Below are 17,012 nucleotides of genomic sequence, written 5' to 3'. Positions count from 1 at the left end.
ATTTTACTCCATGCTTTCTGTTTTTTGCCATAAAAATGCCCCCAAATAGTGTCTAACTTTTTGGGGGCAGTGCAGTTTGACGGGCTTTTGTATAATGTAAGCAAAAATCAACCTCTGCTTTGGATATCTACGTAATCCCTGGTCGTTGCGCCTACAAATATCTGGCGTGGGCGACCGATTGGCTCTTTGTGTTCCTTCATCTCTTTCCATTGAGCGATCCATCCCGGTAAGCGGCCTAACGCAAATAGCACGGTGAACATATCAGTTGGGAAGCCCAATGCACGATAGATAATACCTGAATAGAAATCTACGTTCGGATACAGCTTACGTTCGATGAAATAAGGATCTTTCAACGCGTGTTCTTCCAGCTTCTTAGCTATTTCCAATACTTCGTCATCAATGCCCAATTTCTCAAGGATATCATCACAAGCCTTCTTTATAATTTTGGCGCGGGGATCAAAGTTTTTGTAAACACGGTGACCGAAGCCCATCAGGCGGAACGAATCGTTTTTATCTTTTGCCTTCTTGATCCATTTATCGGTATCGCCACCATCTTCCTTAATACGTTCCAGCATCTCGATCACTGCCTGGTTAGCCCCGCCATGCAGCGGGCCCCACAAAGCTGAAATACCGGCAGAAACAGAAGCGTAAATATTAGACTCCGATGAACCAACAATTCTTACTGTCGATGTTGAGCAATTCTGTTCATGATCAGCATGCAGGATCAGAAGGGTATTCATTGCACTTACAATAACCGGATCGATCACCACATCCTCCGTACGCTGACCAAAGGTCATGTGCAGGAAGTTGGTCACATAATCGTATTTATTCTTTGGATAGATATATGGGTGACCCAATGATTTTTTATAGATCCATGAAACGATAGTAGCCATTTTACCAAGCATCTTGATAATGCTCAGGTTCAGCTCTTCTGTAGTCTGATTTGATTTTAATGATTCAGGATAAAAAGCTGACAACGAACATACCAATGAAGAAAGCTGGCCCATCGGGTGCGATCTTGACGGGAAGCCGTCAAAAAACTTCTTCATGTCCTCGTGAACCAGCGTGTGACGGCTGATCTGATATTGAAAGTCTGCTAACTGCTCCTGAGTGGGTAGTTCGCCATAGATTAGCAAATATGCTACTTCAATAAAGCTTGATTTTTCAGCAAGTTGTTCGATAGGATAACCACGATATTTAAGTATACCCAGCTCTCCGTCAAGAAATGTAATAGAGCTTGTCGTTGCTCCCGTATTTTTATAGCCGATATCCAGCGTTACATACCCCGTTTGGTCTCTGAGTTTTGAAATATCTATTGCTTTCTCACTTTCTGTACCTTCAATTACCGGGAGCTCATATGTTTTGTCACCTAATATTAATTTCGCTGTTTCCGACATACACGTTTATTTTTTAAACGTAGCAAATGTAAATAAATCCGTGTATTATAAAGGATGGCAAAGTGGACTATTTGTAAAAATTATGTGTTTAACCAAACGAATTAACATTAACTTAACCAGCCTTTCATACAATCAGCGGGAAAACAAATCAATTTGAGCGGATCGCTTCAACAGGATCGAGCCTGGATGCTGAATAAGCGGGTATTATCCCCGAAATGACGCCGATTGTAATAGATGTGCTTATTCCTGCGATAATATTTTTCACATCCAGCACAACTTGCACATCGGCTGCAGCTTTTAAAACAAAAGTGCCAGCAAAAACAACCAGCAGTCCTACTATACCGCCTACCAGGCAAAGCACGATCGACTCTATCAGGAATTGAAGAAGAATAAAATAATTTTTAGCCCCTAATGATTTTTGTATACCGATAATATTGGTACGTTCTTTAACTGATACGAACATAATATTGGCAATACCAAATCCACCAACCAGCACCGAAAAGCCACCGACTATCAACCCCACGATATTGAATATTTTGAACACAATATCGAGCTGATTGGTAAGCAAGGTGGTTTTATTCAATGAGAAATTATCTTCCTGGTTTGGCCTTAATCTTCTTATCGAACGCATTAAGCCTTCCAGTTCAGCTTCTACATCACCGTCAGTAAAGTTGTCTTTACCCTTTACTACTATCTGCGGGTTATATTTCTCGTTCTGTATATCAACGATGTTTTTAGCAAAGTTCAGCGGCAATAATATTTCCTTGTCATCTGTTATGCCCAAAATATCCTGTCCTTCCTTTGCAAAAACCCCGATAATGGTAACATACCGACCCATTACTTTGATTTGCTTTCCTATAGCATTGCCGCCCGGGAACAGGTTTTCGGCAATATCATACCCGATGACAGTCACAGGCGCGCCAGTACGTGATTCCATATCCGTAAAATAACGCCCCTCCTTAAAATCAAAGTTCCAGGTTTTGTTATGCTCATGCGAAACCGCATCAATCTGCGCGCCTTCAACGGTGTTACTTTGATATTTTACCACCCGGTTATCGATGCTGATCTCATAAGATACGGCTTCAGCGGTTTGACTGCGTCTTTGTACCTCATCAAAATCATGCAGGCGCGGTACTGGGCGTTGCAGATATTTCCACCATGGAAAATCTTCGCCGCCTATCCAGGGCCATTTTTGTACATAAATACTATTGCTGCCCAACTTATTTACGCTGCGCTGCAGGTTATTTCGCAAAGTAGCCACTGCCGATAACACCGCTATGATAGTAAAAATACCGATGGTTACCCCTAAAAGGGATAACATGGTTCGGAGCTTATTTTGCCTTAAAGCATCAAAAGCAAACACGAAACTCTCGCGAAACAGTTTAAAAAACAGCATATGAGACGATTACACCGATTTATATTGCAATATACCATACTATGACTATCACATATCAATTTAGTTACATTTAAGTCACACTATTTTTAATATCTTGTGTTTACCAATTAACCTTGAAATTACCCATAAAAAAATCATCCAATTTAACAAAGTTTATTCGTATCTTTGCGCCCTAAAAATTCATTTGTTTTAATATGAAATTATCTCAATTTAAATTCAACTTGCCTGAGTCACTAGTTGCCCATACACCAGCTGCTACCCGTGACGAATCACGATTAATGGTATTACACAAGGACTCGGGAAAAATTGAGCATAAAGTATTCAAAGACATATTAGACTACTTCGACGACAAGGATGTAATGATCCTTAATAATACCAAAGTATTCCCTGCCCGTATGTACGGCAACAAGGAAAAAACTGGTGCTACCATCGAGGTTTTCCTTTTAAGGGAGTTGAATAAAGAACTTCGCCTATGGGACGTGCTGGTTGATCCGGCCCGTAAGATACGTGTAGGCAACAAATTATATTTTGGTGATGACGACCTGCTGATTGCTGAAGTTGTAGACAATACCACCTCTCGTGGCCGTACTATCCGCTTCCTGTTTGACGGCACGGATGAGGAGTTCAGGCGTAACGTGGAGATCCTGGGTGAGACCCCGCTTCCAAAATATATCAAACGCAAAGCGACTGCTGAAGATAAAGAGCGCTACCAGACCATATTTGCAAAACATGAAGGCGCAGTGGCCGCTCCGACCGCAGGTCTGCACTTTAGCCGCGAACTAATGAAACGTCTTGAGTTAAAAGGTGTTGAATTTGCAGAAGTAACCCTACATGTAGGCTTAGGCACTTTCCGCCCTGTTGAAGTGGAAGATCTGACCAAGCACAAAATGGACTCGGAACAATTCATCATCGAGCAGAAACAGGCTGATATTGTAAATCGCGGCATCGAAAGAAAAAGCCGCATTTGCGCTGTAGGTACCACGTCTATGCGTGCCATCGAATCCTCTGTTTCGGCCAGCAAAACTTTAAAGGCTGCAAACGACTGGACAAGCAAGTTCATTTTCCCGCCGTATGATTTCAGCATTGCCAATACAATGGTAACCAATTTCCACACGCCGGAGTCAACTTTATTGATGATGATCTGTGCTTTTGGCGGATACGAGCATGTGATGCATGCTTACGAAGTAGCCGTGAAAGAGAAATACCGCTTTTACAGCTATGGCGATGCTATGCTGATTATTTAATTTAGATTTGAGGCATTAGATATGAGATTTGAGACTTGCTTTGAATCTTATATATTTTAATATTTAGTCATGAGCGCTTCTGATCTCACATCTCACGTCTCAAATTTCACATCTAACTACGTTATCATAGTAGCTGGTGGTTCGGGGAGCAGAATGAAATCTGCTGTACCGAAACAGTTTTTGTTACTAAATGGGCTTCCGGTATTGATGCATACGATTAATGCATTTTATCATTGTAATAGCAAGCCCAAGATCATTGTTGTCCTCCCTGCTGATTCGCACGATTATTGGGAACGACTTTGTCAGACTCACCAATTTGAAATACCATATGAATTAGTTGATGGCGGTGAAACACGTTTCCATTCGGTAAAAGCCGGTCTCGCTTTAATTGAAGATAATGATGCCATCGTGGCGGTACACGACGCGGTACGCCCACTAATTACCTGCGACATTATTGACGAATCATTTGAATGCGCCGCATTATATGGCAATGCCATTGTCGCTATAAAAAGCCGTGATTCGGTAAGACAAATTAAGGACAACCGCTCGGTAAACCTGGTGCGCGACGAAATATACCTGATACAAACCCCACAAACCTTCCAGGTAGCGCAGTTAAAAGAAGCTTATTTACAGGTTTATCAATCTTACTTCACCGATGATGCCAGCGTAGTAGAACAAACCGGCGTCAACATCAACCTGATTGGCGGCAGCTATCAAAACATCAAGATCACCTACCCCGAGGACATTGCTATTGCTGAATTTCTTTTAAAACAAAAAAGCCACTCCTTATAGGAATGGCTAAATGGACTCCTATTCAAAATACTTATTAAGCTCTTCTGATCACCCCTAAAAGTAAAGCGATAATGGCTATTACCAGAAGGATATGAATAACTGAACCTGCTGAATAAGCAAAAAACCCAATTGCCCATCCTATAATCAGGATGACAGCAATAATGTAAAGTAAACCTCTCATGTGGTGAATGTTTTAAATTTATAGATGATTGTATTATCTATAACCAAAAACAGCCGAAAAGGTTCATAAAATGAAAAACCCTGTCAGTACAGGGTTCCTAATAATATCTGAAAAGCTAAAGCTGGGGCTAATACTCGTCTTCGTTAAAAAAGAAATCGTCCTTTGTAGGATAATCCGGCCATATTTCTTCAATGTTTTCATATGGCTCACCATCATCCTCAAGGGCCTGAAGGTTTTCTATAACCTCAACGGGGGCTCCCGAGCGAATAGCATAATCGATTAATTCATCTTTAGTTGCGGGCCATGGTGCATCCTCCAGGTGAGATGCTAATTCAAGTGTCCAATACATATATTATTATCTATTTAAGGTAAATCAATTTTCGCAAAAGTATAATATTTTTAAATCGATTATCAAATAATTTTTTTAATTTTTTAAACACGCGGTATCCATTGATTTTCAGGAATATTTTGCTCGTTTCCGATCTTCCTGGCCAATACAAACAGATAGTCGCTTAACCGGTTCAGGTAAATATTCACCTTTTCTTCTACGGTGCTTTCTGCCGAAAGGTTTACTGACAATCGCTCAGCTCTGCGGCATACACAACGTGCAATATGGCAAAATGAAATAGCATTATTACCACCCGGCAAAATAAAATGACGCAACTCAGGCAATTTCTCATTCATTGCATCCATTTCTTTTTCCAATAGCTCAATATCTGAAGTGTGTAAATCCGGTATGATCATTTTCGACCTTTCGGGGTCTGACGCCAGTGACGAACCGATGGTAAATAGCCTGTCCTGTATCTCTTTTAATACTTGTTTATCATGTGCATCGATATCCTGATCGCGTATTAATCCGATATAGGAGTTTAACTCATCCACCGTTCCATAACTCTCGATACGAAGGTGGTGTTTTGGCACCCTCGTCCCCCCTATCAGAGAAGTATAGCCCTTATCGCCTGTTTTGGTATAAATTTTCATTCGCTCCCGAATTTATTGTTTTGGTTTGGGATTGTAAACAATATTTTGATTTCGCCGGCAAAACTCTTGAATACCGTTAATGTTATTACATTTGGCCGATGATTTAGCATTAACTTTCCTTTGGGAATAATTTGTAACTTATGAAATCCATTTCTGTTATATATAAAATCAGTTCTGCCCTATTACTATTTCTACTATTAAGTTTTAAATGTGGTGGTGCGAATAACAAACCAATTATTCCAAATAATATTCCGGTAAGCAGTTTTCTGAGCGAAAAGCAGTTTAACGATTTCTTTCCACAGCGCGATAAGTTTTATAATTACCAGGCATTTATGAAAGCGATTCAGCAGATGAGTAATATTAAAATAAAGGTAGTTAAACGTGCAGTCTCTGTTTACCAGATCACCCGAACTGATAAAAAGACAGGCAAATCAGTGGTGGTTCGTCAGGATGAGGACTGGAATGAAGACTGGGCCAAAAAGAAACCCGATAGTTCTTATATATTGGATTACGGCAACTTTTGCAGTGAAAAAGACCTGCAAACAGATAAGAAAGAATTAGCAGCCTTTTTTGCCAATATTGCCCATGAAACCAGACATGGACAAAACGGGAAATATGATGACGGATTAATGTTTATTCATGAAAGCAATACCTCATTGCCCTATGTGGCAGATAATGACAACTACCCTGCCATCCCGGGTAAAAAGTATTATGGCCGGGGACCATTGCAATTGAGCTATAATGGCAACTATGGTTATGCTTCCGATTGTATATTTGGCAATAAAAGCATTTTGCTAAACAATCCTGATCTGGTGGAAACAGATGCGGTTACTGCATTTAAAGTAGCCATCTATTTCTGGATGACGCCGCAAACCTATAAACCATCAGCTCATGACGTAATGATCGGCAAATGGCAGCCTAAAGCCGACGATAAATCCAAAAATCGTAAATCCGGCTTTGGTATGACTATCAATATTATTAACGGCGCAGTAGAATGCGGACAAGGTGAAAATATATTCAGCATGAATGACCGAATTGGGTTTTACCAGTATTTTCTAAAGAAACTTGGCGTAAGTGATCCGAATTGCGCGTGCTCCTGCGGTGCGATGGCAGCGTATAAATAATGAGTGAACGACTGAATAGTGATTGATTTTGAAGATTTGCCAAATCAAGTCATAACTTAGCATTTAATCCACTTGTCACAATGAACCACTTATTATTTTTCTCCATTACACTCCTATTCTCCTTCAATATTTATGCTCAAACCGAGTCAGAAATCTTTAAGAAGAAAACTTTATCAAATCAATATTTATTAAAAAAGGGATTAAAAAGCGATCTGATAAAATATGACTTTTCAAAGCTTTTGTTACATACTGATAATTCTATGGTCTACGGTTTTATTGGCGATAACTATCAAAGGATGAGAGTAAAAATTATCAGGGTTAAAAAAGATTCGCTATTGCCGGATACCTATCATGTTTATGGCGAATCAATGGTAAAAAATAATATTGATGAGTTTAATGGGACTCTCAAAATATCCAATATCAGACAGCTGAAAAGCATGTCTTTCGGGGTTGACGATGAATATAAAAACAAGGGAATAAAAGGAGAATATGTAATTATAGCGGACTACAATTTTTTTGAAAATAAAGATCAGTCCCATTCAGGAGCCTTTAATGGTGTCTTAGAATCTGATTTTTATTTGGATAAGAACCATAAAGTACACTACGATGATATCGAAATGAATTCAGACGGCTACACAAACAATCAGTTTGTTGGTCAATGGATAGACTATAAAAGCAATTTAGCTAAACGGTGCAATTGGGGCGATTTCCGAGTACCTAATTCTGGAGATTTAGATATTGGCGCAGGTGAATTCTCACCAAATGATAAATACTTAAAATTTGGCTGGCAAAGCGTCAGAGATAAGAATGATAAAATAGAAGAAGCTAAATGGTGGGAATAATCAAGAAATAAAATCCCCCTCAACAAAATTTAAAAATCAAAACAATCAATGGTTCATTTCCTTAAAATCCTGAAATCGTGTATTATTGTACATGGACTACCCCTTTGATACTGTCGGCCTAAGCAGCGAAGCTATCGATACCTTCGAGGATACGTATAAGTTATTACAATCAAAATTCCGCATTGAACATACCGGGAACATCGATTTTCACCTGGAAGATTTTGAGGCCTTCAAAGGCTGCGACAATATTAATGTCAAAGGCTCTTACGTTATTAAAAATGCCCGGACCGACTGCTATATACTTTTCGTTGAGATTCATAAAGTAAAAAAGGATGGTAACACAAGGTCGTCTTCCTTATACGATTATTATGAATATCAAAGCTGGGCTTTGGCTTATCTGAAGAAAGATTGCGGGCGAGCGCTTATCCGGCCTGAGACATTGGCTGATAAATTGATCGAACTGGTACATCCTGTGGAACTGGACTTTTATGACGATAAAGCTTTCAGCGACACGTTTTATGTATTGGTTAATGATCGTTACAAAGCTGAATCAGCCATGAACCGCGATTTCCGTAATGTAGTAATGGATATGCGGCACGAAGATGTGATTATTGAGATCATCAATCATACACTGATCATAGGTCATCACAAACCTATTATGCCTGAAACTACCCTTAAATTAGCTGAATTTGTTGCGCGGTTAGCTTCTAACTGCTGATTAATTATTTGCTTGCAATTTCGGCATCATCCGCAAGGATTTTGCTTCTGTCCACCTTATGGATATTGGTATTAGGATAATCATCTTCGATCAGGCCGTCGCGCATACGTACAATGCGGTGGGCGTGTTTTGCAATATCTTCTTCGTGAGTTACTAAGATAATTGTATTGCCCTTTGCATGGATGTCTTCGATCAAACCCATTATTTCGATGGAAGTTTTGGTATCGAGGTTACCTGTAGGCTCATCTGCAAGAATAATAGACGGGTTATTTATTAACGCCCGGGCCACGGCTACACGCTGACGTTGCCCGCCTGAAAGCTCGTTTGGTTTATGAGTTACCCTATGACCAAGCCCTACATTCTCCAGCGCTTGCCTGGCGCGTTCTTGCCGGCCCTCTTTATTAATACCTGCATAAATCAGGGGAAGTGCTACATTATCAAGCGCAGTATTACGAGGCAATAAGTTGAAAGTCTGGAAAACGAAACCGATTTCTGTATTACGAACCTCCGCCAATTCGTTATCGCTCATATGGCTTACATTGATTCCATTGAGAATATACTCACCTTTAGTTGGTGTGTCCAGGCAGCCCAGAATGTTCATTAACGTTGATTTGCCAGAGCCTGAAGGCCCCATAAGGGCAACGAATTCGCCTTTATTTATTGTTAAGGATACCGATTTAAGTGCATGTATGGTTTCTGCACCGATCACATATTTACGCCCGATATCTTTAATGGTAATTAATGGCTCCATCCGTGTTTTCCAGGTTTGACTATAAGAGGATAGGAATTGTTACAGGAAATTCAAATTCTAAATTCTAAAACCTAAACTCTAAGAATTTAAATTCGAAATCGGAAATTCGAAATTCGAAATTCGAAATTATTTCTCGATCACTTTAGCTACCAGGAAATAATCGTTATCGTGCTTCGGTGCATTCAACAACGCTTCTTCATGCGTGATCTCTTGCTTTATCACATCCTCACGCACCGTATTGATCTCGTTGGTCATATAAACCAGCGGCTCAATTCCAGACGTATCGATCTCGTTCAGCTTATCCATAAAACCGAGGATTTTATTCATATCGGCAATCATCTTCTCTTTTTCGTCTTCAGCCAATTCCAGTCTTGCCAAATGGGCCACTTTCTCGACGGTTTCTTTATCGATGTTCATTTTCGTCCAGTTTCTGCTTTATCACGTTATAAACCTCATCTTTTAGCAGATCAGCATCTTCAACACTCATGTGCGCCGTTTCGATGGGTTTGTGCACAAATATATGACAAATCCCCGGTCTGCTGCCATGTACACTACCAGTATCCCACATTACCTTCCATGTATCCAGCGAAGTAATAGGCAAAATAGGTATTTTTAATTCAATGGCCAACCGGAACGGGCCATTTTTAAACTCTTGCAATTGCGGCGGGTATTCTTTCGAGATAGTCCCTTCCGGAAATATCACCACGGTGATACCCTGTTCCAGCCGCTCGCCTGTCAGCTTAAATGCCTTATAAGATGACAGCTTACTTTCGCGGTTAACGGGTATGTCTATCGACCTGAAAAAAATGCCCAACAACGGGTTGTCCAGCAGTTCGTGCTTACCCATAAAACAAAAGGTATTTTTGAGTGCCTTGCTGACAGACATGATATCCAGATTTGAAATATGATTGGGACAAACAATATAGGTGCGCGACCAGTCTATCGGTTGCTCATACTCTATCTTATAAAAAATTCCGGTAGTTGCTGAACTGAATGCGGCGCATATCTTCCGCAGCCGGTTCATCAAAGGGTACCTGGACGGCTTTTTGGAGGCATAATGAATAAGCGGCCATTGCAGGTAAAATATAAATGAAATACTAAACCTGTATAGTAAACGATGGAATTTTTTAAGGGCCAGGATCATCGGACTCAAAAATAAAAAACCATCCCCAAAAATTGAATTATCAATTCATACTATCAAACTTTCCCTTCATGATCCGGTACACTTGATCTCTCAAATTATCAGCATCATCAACTGTCAAATTTTTTGTTTCGATAGGTTTATGTACATAGATATGGCATACGCCCGGCATGCTGCCATGCCTGGTGCCCGTATCCCAAAGCAATTTCCAGTTATTTAATGAGGTAACGGGAACTATGGGCACACCTGCCTCTATCGCCAAACGAAACGGTCCGTTTTTAAAACTATGCAATTGTGGCGGGTAATCATCCGGTATCTTCCCTTCCGGGAAGACGATCATGGTAATACCGCTTTGCAGCTTTTCTATTGCCTTTTTAAAGGCTCTAAACGAGGACATTTTGCTTTCGCGATTGACAGGTATATCTACCGTTCTAAAGAACAGGCCGGTTACCAGGCCTTCCGTCAACTCCTCTTTACCCATAAAACAACAATCATTTTTTGCAAGAAGGCTCATCGCCGTAATATCCAGGTTGGAGGTATGATTGGGACAGATAATATATGGCTTGGTACGATCGAACGGCACCTCGAAAGTAAAGCGATAAAATATTCCAACGCAGGCTGAACTTAAAAAGCCCCACAGCCGCCGGAACTCGTTCATTTGCTTATACGTAGATGGGTTTCGGGAATAATACCAGAGAAAAGGGTAAAGCAAAAAGTAGAAGAGTGCCACACTACCCATGTATAGGTAACAGTGTGCTTTCTTCAATATCAATTTCATCGGTATCAAAAATATAAAAATTCCTTACTTTCGCGCCCATGGAAACTGTTGTTAGTGGTATACGTTCTACCGGGAAGCTGCATTTGGGGAATTACTACGGAGCTATTCAAAACTTCGTAAAGATGCAGCATGAGTATAATTGTTTTTTCTTTATTGCTGATTGGCACTCTTTAACTACCCACCCTACCCCGTCTGATCTTCATAGCAACGTGAAACAGGTGTTAGTAGAATATCTTGCAGCGGGCCTCGATCCTGAAAAATCCACGCTATACGTTCAATCGGACGTACCGGAAACTACTGAATTATATCTATATCTTAATATGAATGCCTATGTAGGTGAACTGGAACGTAGTACCTCATTTAAAGATAAAATACGTGCTCAGCCAGACAATGTAAACGCCGGTTTGCTGACGTATCCTGTATTAATGGCCGCCGATATTATCCTCCATCGTGCTACTAAAGTCCCTGTTGGTAAAGATCAGGAACAACACCTGGAAATGTCCCGTACATTTGCCAACCGTTTTAACCGTCTATACAATCACGATTATTTTCCAGAACCTTACGCTTTTAATTTCAGCGATAACCTGGTGAGAATACCCGGTTTGGATGGCAAAGGCAAAATGGGCAAATCAGAAGGCGAAGGCAATGCCGTTTATCTATCCGATTCGCCTGAAATTATCCGTAAAAAGGTAATGAAAGCTGTTACTGACAGCGGCCCGACGGCCGAAAATCAAGAGAAACCAGTAGAGATCCAAAACCTGTTCGACCTGCTGAAAGTAGTATCCACGCCAGATACTTATGAGCATTTCGATAATCTATATAATACCTGCCAGATACGCTACGGAGATTTGAAGAAGCAACTGGCTGAAGATATGATCATCGCCACCACTCCTATTCGTAATAGGATAAATGACATCAGCCAGGACACCTCTTATTTGCGCCAGGTTGCCCGCCATGGCGCAATCAAGGCACGCGAGAGTGCTTCAAAAACTATTCGCGAAGTGAGGGAAATTATCGGCTTCCGTAGTTTTTGATTTAGTCAATGGTTGATAGACAATAGTCCATGCCTGCTTTTACCATCATTATTATACTATGGGCCATGGTCTATTGACAATTAACTATTCACAAAATATTGTGAGTTCATACTTCATAATGTATATTAGTCGGACGTAGTTAATTGTGGTTTCTACACTTCCTTGTGAAGAGCTATGAACCATCAACCGTAAACCATGAACTAAAACCATCGCATGCACATCGCTATCGTAGGAAACATCGGCGCCGGAAAGACCACCCTTACTGAATTATTGGCCAAAAATTATAGTTTTGAACCGCTGTATGAGGCTGCTGACAACAATCCGTACCTGGAAGATTTCTACAGCGACATGAAACGCTGGAGTTTTAACCTGCAGATCTATTTCCTGAACAGCCGTTTCAGGCAGATATTGGATATTCAGCAAAGCAATAAAAATATTATCCAGGACCGGACCATCTATGAAGATGCATACATCTTTGCCGAGAACCTGCATGACATGGGCCTGATGACCACCCGCGATTATGAAAATTATCGTGCCATTTTTGATAATATTACCGCATTCATCAAACCTCCCGATCTGCTGGTCTATCTGAAAGCATCAGTGCCTACGCTGGTTAATAATATCCAGCGCCGCGGTCGCGAATACGAAATTGGTATCCGTTTGGATTATCTGTCCAAACTGAACGACAAGTATCAAAAATGGATCAACGGCTATAAACTGGGCAAACTGCTGATTTTAGATAAAGACAAACTCGACTTCGCCAATAATACTGATGATATGGCAACTATTGTAGAGAGAATAGAGCGCGAAATAAACGGGCTTTTTTAAATCACAATTCGTCATTTAAATAAATGAAGGAACATTTATTAGGTTTTAAAAAACTGATCATAACAATATCAATCGTGTTTTTGTTCCCGATAGTCGGATTCTTATTAAGTAATATCGGGCATTTAGATAGTATAAGCTCAAAAGATGTAGAGTTCTTGCTTTTAATATCAATTGGAGGAGGATTAATTGTAAATTCAGCAGTGGTATTAAAAGAATACTATTTTAAGAACTTTTTTAAAACCAGGCTGAATAGTATTGGCCTCGCTGAGATAAAAGAATTCCCTGTAGTGATGTATGAAACATACAGTGGTTGGGGATATAAATTATTCTATAATGCGAATATAAATGGTCAGATAGTAAAGATTATGCCAATTGTAGAAAAAGGGAACTGGATGATTCCTTGTATTGATATATACAACGAAACCGGAGTAGAAAATGAGACAAGAATAAAAGTTGACGCGCATTTAAATCTCGAAAGCGTTAAATTGGCCATACAAAAACACGTTGTAAATCCTGATGATAATCTAAATTCCTTCTAACTACTTTATTTCGTTAATGCAAATCCTCGGTATCATTCCCGCCCGTTACGACTCCACCCGCTTTCCCGGAAAGCCGCTGGCGGATATTGCCGGAAAAAGCATGATCCAACGGGTATATGAGCAGGCAAAAAAATGCGCTCAATTATCTGAGGTGATCGTTGCTACGGATGATGACCGTATTTTTGAGCATGTGCTTGGTTTTGGAGGGAAAGCAGTGATGACCTCCCCGTCTCATCAAAGCGGAACCGATCGCTGTGCCGAGGTAGCCGAAAAATATTCGGAACATGATGTGATCATTAATATCCAGGGCGATGAGCCTTATATCGATCCGGAGCAGATCAGCAAATTGATTGGTTGCTTTAATGGTGCTGATACACAACTGGCTACGTTGATAAAGAAAATATCAAACGAACAGGAACTGCACAACACCAATTCCCCAAAGGTTATTGTCAACAAAAACTCAGAAGCTATTTATTTTTCGCGCTCCCCCCTACCTCATATCCGCGGACAGGAGTCTCAAAATTGGCTGCAGCATTTTACTTATTTTAAACATATTGGCATTTACGGTTACCAGGCTGATATTCTGAAACAGATTACCAAATTGCCGGTATCCCCACTTGAAAAAGCCGAAAGCCTGGAGCAATTGCGCTGGGTAGAAAATGGCTACAAAATAAAGGTAGCCGAGACCGAAATTGAAACCATTGCTATTGATACACCGGAGGATTTGAAAAAGCTTATATTTGATTAATAGACTATCTCAACTGACCTTATCATTATGAAAGCCAAATTATTACTACTGAGCTCAATTTGTTTGCTTGTACCCATCGCTAAAGTGTTTGCACAGGATGCGGATACTACTAAAAAATTCAATGACTATATCATCAGCCTAAAAAATGATACCATTAAATGCCATTTAGGAAGTAGGTTTTCAGGGAAATTAACGTATAAGGTAGATGGTGCCCACAGGGCGAAACCTTTCGATGCTGATAGTGTTAATGGCTTTTACAGGTCTGAAGATTCAAGTTTTTTTGTACCCCGGCGTTTGCCAGGGGCAGACAAATTAACTTTTCTTCGGTTACTTGAACGTGGTAAAATAAATTTATATGAAAAAAATGCAAGCAACGCTAATAGCATATCTTTTTTTTGGTATGTAAGCAAAAATAACGATTCATTAAAATTTATTAAAATCGGTACTACGGGGATTTACATTGGCAGTTCTCGCAAAAGCCGGGAGCAAGTTTTCATGAATCTCATTGCAGACAATCCAGCCTTGTTAGACAAGTATAAAGAAGAAAGAAAAAGCACCAATTATAATTTTGAACTTATCGAATTCTATGTAAAACTATATAATGATGGATTTTTAGAGAATCAAAAAACTTCTAAATAAAAACCCTAAGCCTTTCTGTCTGAACCAAAATTTTCACAATTAATTAATTTGCAGAATTCTCATTCTGTCATCTTATTAATTCCGCAAATTCAGGTTCAGACAATTAACAACTTTACAACAAGTTAACATTCTCCACATCACGATTCCTTTTCAACATTTGCGATTTCAGTGAGCAAAGTCTGAAAATTTTGCTACTTTTGTATCCCGTACACAAACAAAAGGTGCAGGTGTAAAAACAGGCGCCAAATACACATATCATCATGACTAAATACATCTTTGTGACGGGCGGCGTTACTTCGTCGTTAGGGAAAGGCATTATTTCTGCCTCGTTAGCCAAACTTCTTCAATCGCGCGGATACCGCGTTACGATCCAAAAGTTCGACCCTTATATCAACATCGATCCCGGAACACTTAACCCCTATGAGCATGGTGAATGCTATGTTACTGAAGACGGTGCCGAAACCGACCTTGACCTGGGTCATTATGAGCGTTTTTTGAATACGCCAACTTCACAGGCCAATAATATTACTACCGGTCGTATTTACCAGAATGTGATCAACAAGGAGCGCGAAGGTGCGTTTTTGGGTAAAACGGTTCAGGTAGTTCCTCACATTACTGACGAGATTAAAAGAAACATCCGTTTACTTGGCGAGAGCGGTGATTATGATATCGTGATCACAGAATTGGGAGGTACGGTAGGCGACATCGAATCACTGCCATATATCGAAGCTGTACGTCAGTTCAGGTGGGAAATTGGTTCTGGCAACTCATTGGTTATCCATTTAACTTTGATACCATTCCTTGCAGCAGCAGGCGAATTGAAAACTAAGCCGACACAACACTCTGTGAAGATGTTGTTGGAATATGGTATCCAGCCAGATATTCTGGTTTGCCGTACTGAGCATCATATCAACCAGGATATCCGCAAAAAAATCGCTCTTTTCTGTAACGTAAATATCAATGCGGTAATCGAGTCCATCGATGCTTCTACGATATACGATGTTCCGCTGCTGATGCTGAAAGAACAGTTGGACAAAACGGTATTAACCAAGCTGAAACTTTCGCACAAAAACGAACCCGAACTGGAAAGCTGGAAGGATTTCCTGGGCCGTTTGAAAAACCCGACATCAGATGTACGCATTGGTTTGGTAGGTAAATATGTGGAGCTTCCGGATGCTTATAAGTCGATCACAGAATCGTTCATACATGCGGGTGCTAAAAATGAATGTAAAGTACGGGTTGAATATATCCCGTCAGAACAGCTAACGCCGGAAAACGCGATTGAACGTTTAAAAGGCCTGCATGGCGTATTAGTTGCACCAGGCTTCGGTGAGCGTGGTTTCGAAGGCAAAATTGAGGCGATCAGGTATGTTCGCGAGAATAATATTCCGTTCTTTGGTATCTGTTTAGGTATGCAGTGCGCAGTTGTTGAGTTCGGTCGTAATGTTTTAGGGCTGAAAAATGCAAATAGTACCGAGATGAACGAGCACACTCCCCATCCGGTTATCGCCATGATGGAAGAGCAGAAGAAAATCAAGAACAAAGGCGGCACTATGCGTTTAGGCGCTTATCCTTGCGATATCAAGAAAGGATCAAAAGCGGCCGCTATATACGGAAAAACGCATATTACCGAGCGTCACCGTCACCGTTTTGAATTTAACAACAAATACCTGAAACAATACGAAGAAGCCGGAATGACCCCCTCAGGCATCAACCCGGATAATGGTCTGGTAGAGATCATTGAGCTGAAAAATCACCCGTTTTTTGTGGGCGGACAATTTCACCCGGAATTAAAATCAACAGTTGCTAATCCTCACCCACTTTTTGTTAACTTTGTCGCCGCTTCGCTGGCATATGCCCGCAAGAAGTAATAAAGTAC

Annotated in this window: 20 protein-coding genes; 11 read left to right on the top strand and 9 right to left on the bottom strand. The window is 40.5% G+C overall.

Going from position 1 to position 17,012, the window contains the following annotated elements:
• Nucleotides 1–107: 107 nt before the first annotated feature.
• Entirely contained in the window at nucleotides 108–1,397 is a 1,290-nt protein-coding gene (locus Q3A68_RS08300; protein WP_302900597.1) for a citrate synthase, read from the bottom strand.
• Between the two features lie 148 nt (nucleotides 1,398–1,545).
• Complete coding sequence (locus Q3A68_RS08295) at nucleotides 1,546–2,793, bottom strand: ABC transporter permease (protein WP_302900596.1); 1,248 nt, start codon at nucleotides 2,791–2,793, stop codon at nucleotides 1,546–1,548.
• A gap of 194 nt (nucleotides 2,794–2,987) precedes the next feature.
• On the opposite strand from Q3A68_RS08295, the gene queA reads away from it, so the two are divergent.
• On the top strand, nucleotides 2,988–4,037 hold the full coding sequence (gene queA, locus Q3A68_RS08290) for a tRNA preQ1(34) S-adenosylmethionine ribosyltransferase-isomerase QueA (RefSeq protein ID WP_302900595.1): 1,050 nt from the start codon (nucleotides 2,988–2,990) through the stop codon (nucleotides 4,035–4,037).
• Between the two features lie 69 nt (nucleotides 4,038–4,106).
• On the top strand, nucleotides 4,107–4,829 hold the full coding sequence (locus tag Q3A68_RS08285; RefSeq protein ID WP_302900594.1) for a 2-C-methyl-D-erythritol 4-phosphate cytidylyltransferase: 723 nt from the start codon (nucleotides 4,107–4,109) through the stop codon (nucleotides 4,827–4,829).
• A 34-nt stretch (nucleotides 4,830–4,863) separates the two neighbouring features.
• On the opposite strand, the gene Q3A68_RS08280 is transcribed toward Q3A68_RS08285, so the two are convergent.
• The 3 genes from Q3A68_RS08280 to Q3A68_RS08270 form a co-directional block, all read right to left on the bottom strand.
• On the bottom strand, nucleotides 4,864–5,010 hold the full coding sequence (locus Q3A68_RS08280) for a lmo0937 family membrane protein (protein WP_302900593.1): 147 nt from the start codon (nucleotides 5,008–5,010) through the stop codon (nucleotides 4,864–4,866).
• Between the two features lie 127 nt (nucleotides 5,011–5,137).
• A complete protein-coding gene (locus Q3A68_RS08275) occupies nucleotides 5,138–5,359 on the bottom strand; it encodes a DUF2795 domain-containing protein (RefSeq protein ID WP_002996718.1) in 222 nt (73 codons plus the stop codon).
• 83 nt (nucleotides 5,360–5,442) lie between these two features.
• Entirely contained in the window at nucleotides 5,443–5,991 is a 549-nt protein-coding gene (locus tag Q3A68_RS08270) for a cob(I)yrinic acid a,c-diamide adenosyltransferase (RefSeq protein WP_302900592.1), read from the bottom strand.
• Nucleotides 5,992–6,131: 140 nt separating this feature from the next.
• On the opposite strand from Q3A68_RS08270, the gene Q3A68_RS08265 reads away from it, so the two are divergent.
• The 3 genes from Q3A68_RS08265 to Q3A68_RS08255 all read left to right on the top strand — a co-directional run bounded on the left by Q3A68_RS08265 (nucleotide 6,132) and on the right by Q3A68_RS08255 (nucleotide 8,675).
• Entirely contained in the window at nucleotides 6,132–7,115 is a 984-nt protein-coding gene (locus tag Q3A68_RS08265) for a chitinase (RefSeq protein ID WP_302900591.1), read from the top strand.
• An 80-nt stretch (nucleotides 7,116–7,195) separates the two neighbouring features.
• Nucleotides 7,196–7,957: a hypothetical protein gene (locus Q3A68_RS08260; RefSeq protein WP_302900590.1), complete on the top strand. Its 762-nt coding sequence runs from the start codon at nucleotides 7,196–7,198 to the stop codon at nucleotides 7,955–7,957.
• A gap of 91 nt (nucleotides 7,958–8,048) precedes the next feature.
• Nucleotides 8,049–8,675, top strand: coding sequence for a hypothetical protein (locus Q3A68_RS08255; RefSeq protein WP_302900589.1), 627 nt, complete (start codon nucleotides 8,049–8,051; stop codon nucleotides 8,673–8,675).
• A 4-nt stretch (nucleotides 8,676–8,679) separates the two neighbouring features.
• Here Q3A68_RS08255 and Q3A68_RS08250 read toward each other — a convergent pair whose 3' ends face one another.
• The 4 genes from Q3A68_RS08250 to Q3A68_RS08235 all read right to left on the bottom strand — a co-directional run bounded on the left by Q3A68_RS08250 (nucleotide 8,680) and on the right by Q3A68_RS08235 (nucleotide 11,345).
• Nucleotides 8,680–9,426: an ABC transporter ATP-binding protein gene (locus Q3A68_RS08250; RefSeq protein ID WP_302900588.1), complete on the bottom strand. Its 747-nt coding sequence runs from the start codon at nucleotides 9,424–9,426 to the stop codon at nucleotides 8,680–8,682.
• A gap of 126 nt (nucleotides 9,427–9,552) precedes the next feature.
• Nucleotides 9,553–9,843, bottom strand: coding sequence for an Asp-tRNA(Asn)/Glu-tRNA(Gln) amidotransferase subunit GatC (gene gatC, locus Q3A68_RS08245; protein WP_302900587.1), 291 nt, complete (start codon nucleotides 9,841–9,843; stop codon nucleotides 9,553–9,555).
• Nucleotides 9,830–10,570: a lysophospholipid acyltransferase family protein gene (locus Q3A68_RS08240; RefSeq protein ID WP_302900586.1), complete on the bottom strand. Its 741-nt coding sequence runs from the start codon at nucleotides 10,568–10,570 to the stop codon at nucleotides 9,830–9,832. Before Q3A68_RS08240 ends, gatC begins: the two co-directional genes overlap by 14 nt.
• Nucleotides 10,571–10,610: 40 nt before the next feature.
• A complete protein-coding gene (locus Q3A68_RS08235; RefSeq protein ID WP_302900585.1) occupies nucleotides 10,611–11,345 on the bottom strand; it encodes a lysophospholipid acyltransferase family protein in 735 nt (244 codons plus the stop codon).
• A gap of 38 nt (nucleotides 11,346–11,383) precedes the next feature.
• Here Q3A68_RS08235 and trpS point away from each other — a divergent pair, with 38 nt between their 5' ends.
• From trpS to pyrG, 6 genes are all read left to right on the top strand, one after another.
• Entirely contained in the window at nucleotides 11,384–12,379 is a 996-nt protein-coding gene (trpS, locus tag Q3A68_RS08230) for a tryptophan--tRNA ligase (protein ID WP_302900584.1), read from the top strand.
• Nucleotides 12,380–12,592: 213 nt separating this feature from the next.
• The gene (locus tag Q3A68_RS08225) at nucleotides 12,593–13,207 is read left to right on the top strand and encodes a deoxynucleoside kinase (protein WP_302900583.1); all 615 of its coding nucleotides are present in this window, start codon (nucleotides 12,593–12,595) and stop codon (nucleotides 13,205–13,207) included.
• 23 nt (nucleotides 13,208–13,230) lie between these two features.
• Entirely contained in the window at nucleotides 13,231–13,746 is a 516-nt protein-coding gene (locus Q3A68_RS08220) for a hypothetical protein (RefSeq protein ID WP_302900582.1), read from the top strand.
• Between the two features lie 16 nt (nucleotides 13,747–13,762).
• Nucleotides 13,763–14,494: a 3-deoxy-manno-octulosonate cytidylyltransferase gene (gene kdsB / locus Q3A68_RS08215; RefSeq protein ID WP_302900581.1), complete on the top strand. Its 732-nt coding sequence runs from the start codon at nucleotides 13,763–13,765 to the stop codon at nucleotides 14,492–14,494.
• Between the two features lie 27 nt (nucleotides 14,495–14,521).
• On the top strand, nucleotides 14,522–15,133 hold the full coding sequence (locus Q3A68_RS08210; protein WP_302900580.1) for a hypothetical protein: 612 nt from the start codon (nucleotides 14,522–14,524) through the stop codon (nucleotides 15,131–15,133).
• 260 nt (nucleotides 15,134–15,393) lie between these two features.
• Nucleotides 15,394–17,004 (top strand): CTP synthase, encoded by a 1,611-nt coding sequence (gene pyrG, locus Q3A68_RS08205; RefSeq protein WP_302900579.1) that lies wholly within the window; start codon nucleotides 15,394–15,396, stop codon nucleotides 17,002–17,004.
• The last annotated feature ends 8 nt before the right edge of the window (nucleotides 17,005–17,012 follow it).

The sequence above is a fragment of the Mucilaginibacter tolerans genome, from assembly GCF_030519375.1.
GTDB lineage: Bacteria > Bacteroidota > Bacteroidia > Sphingobacteriales > Sphingobacteriaceae > Mucilaginibacter.
This window is presented reverse-complemented; position numbering and strand designations above follow the sequence as displayed.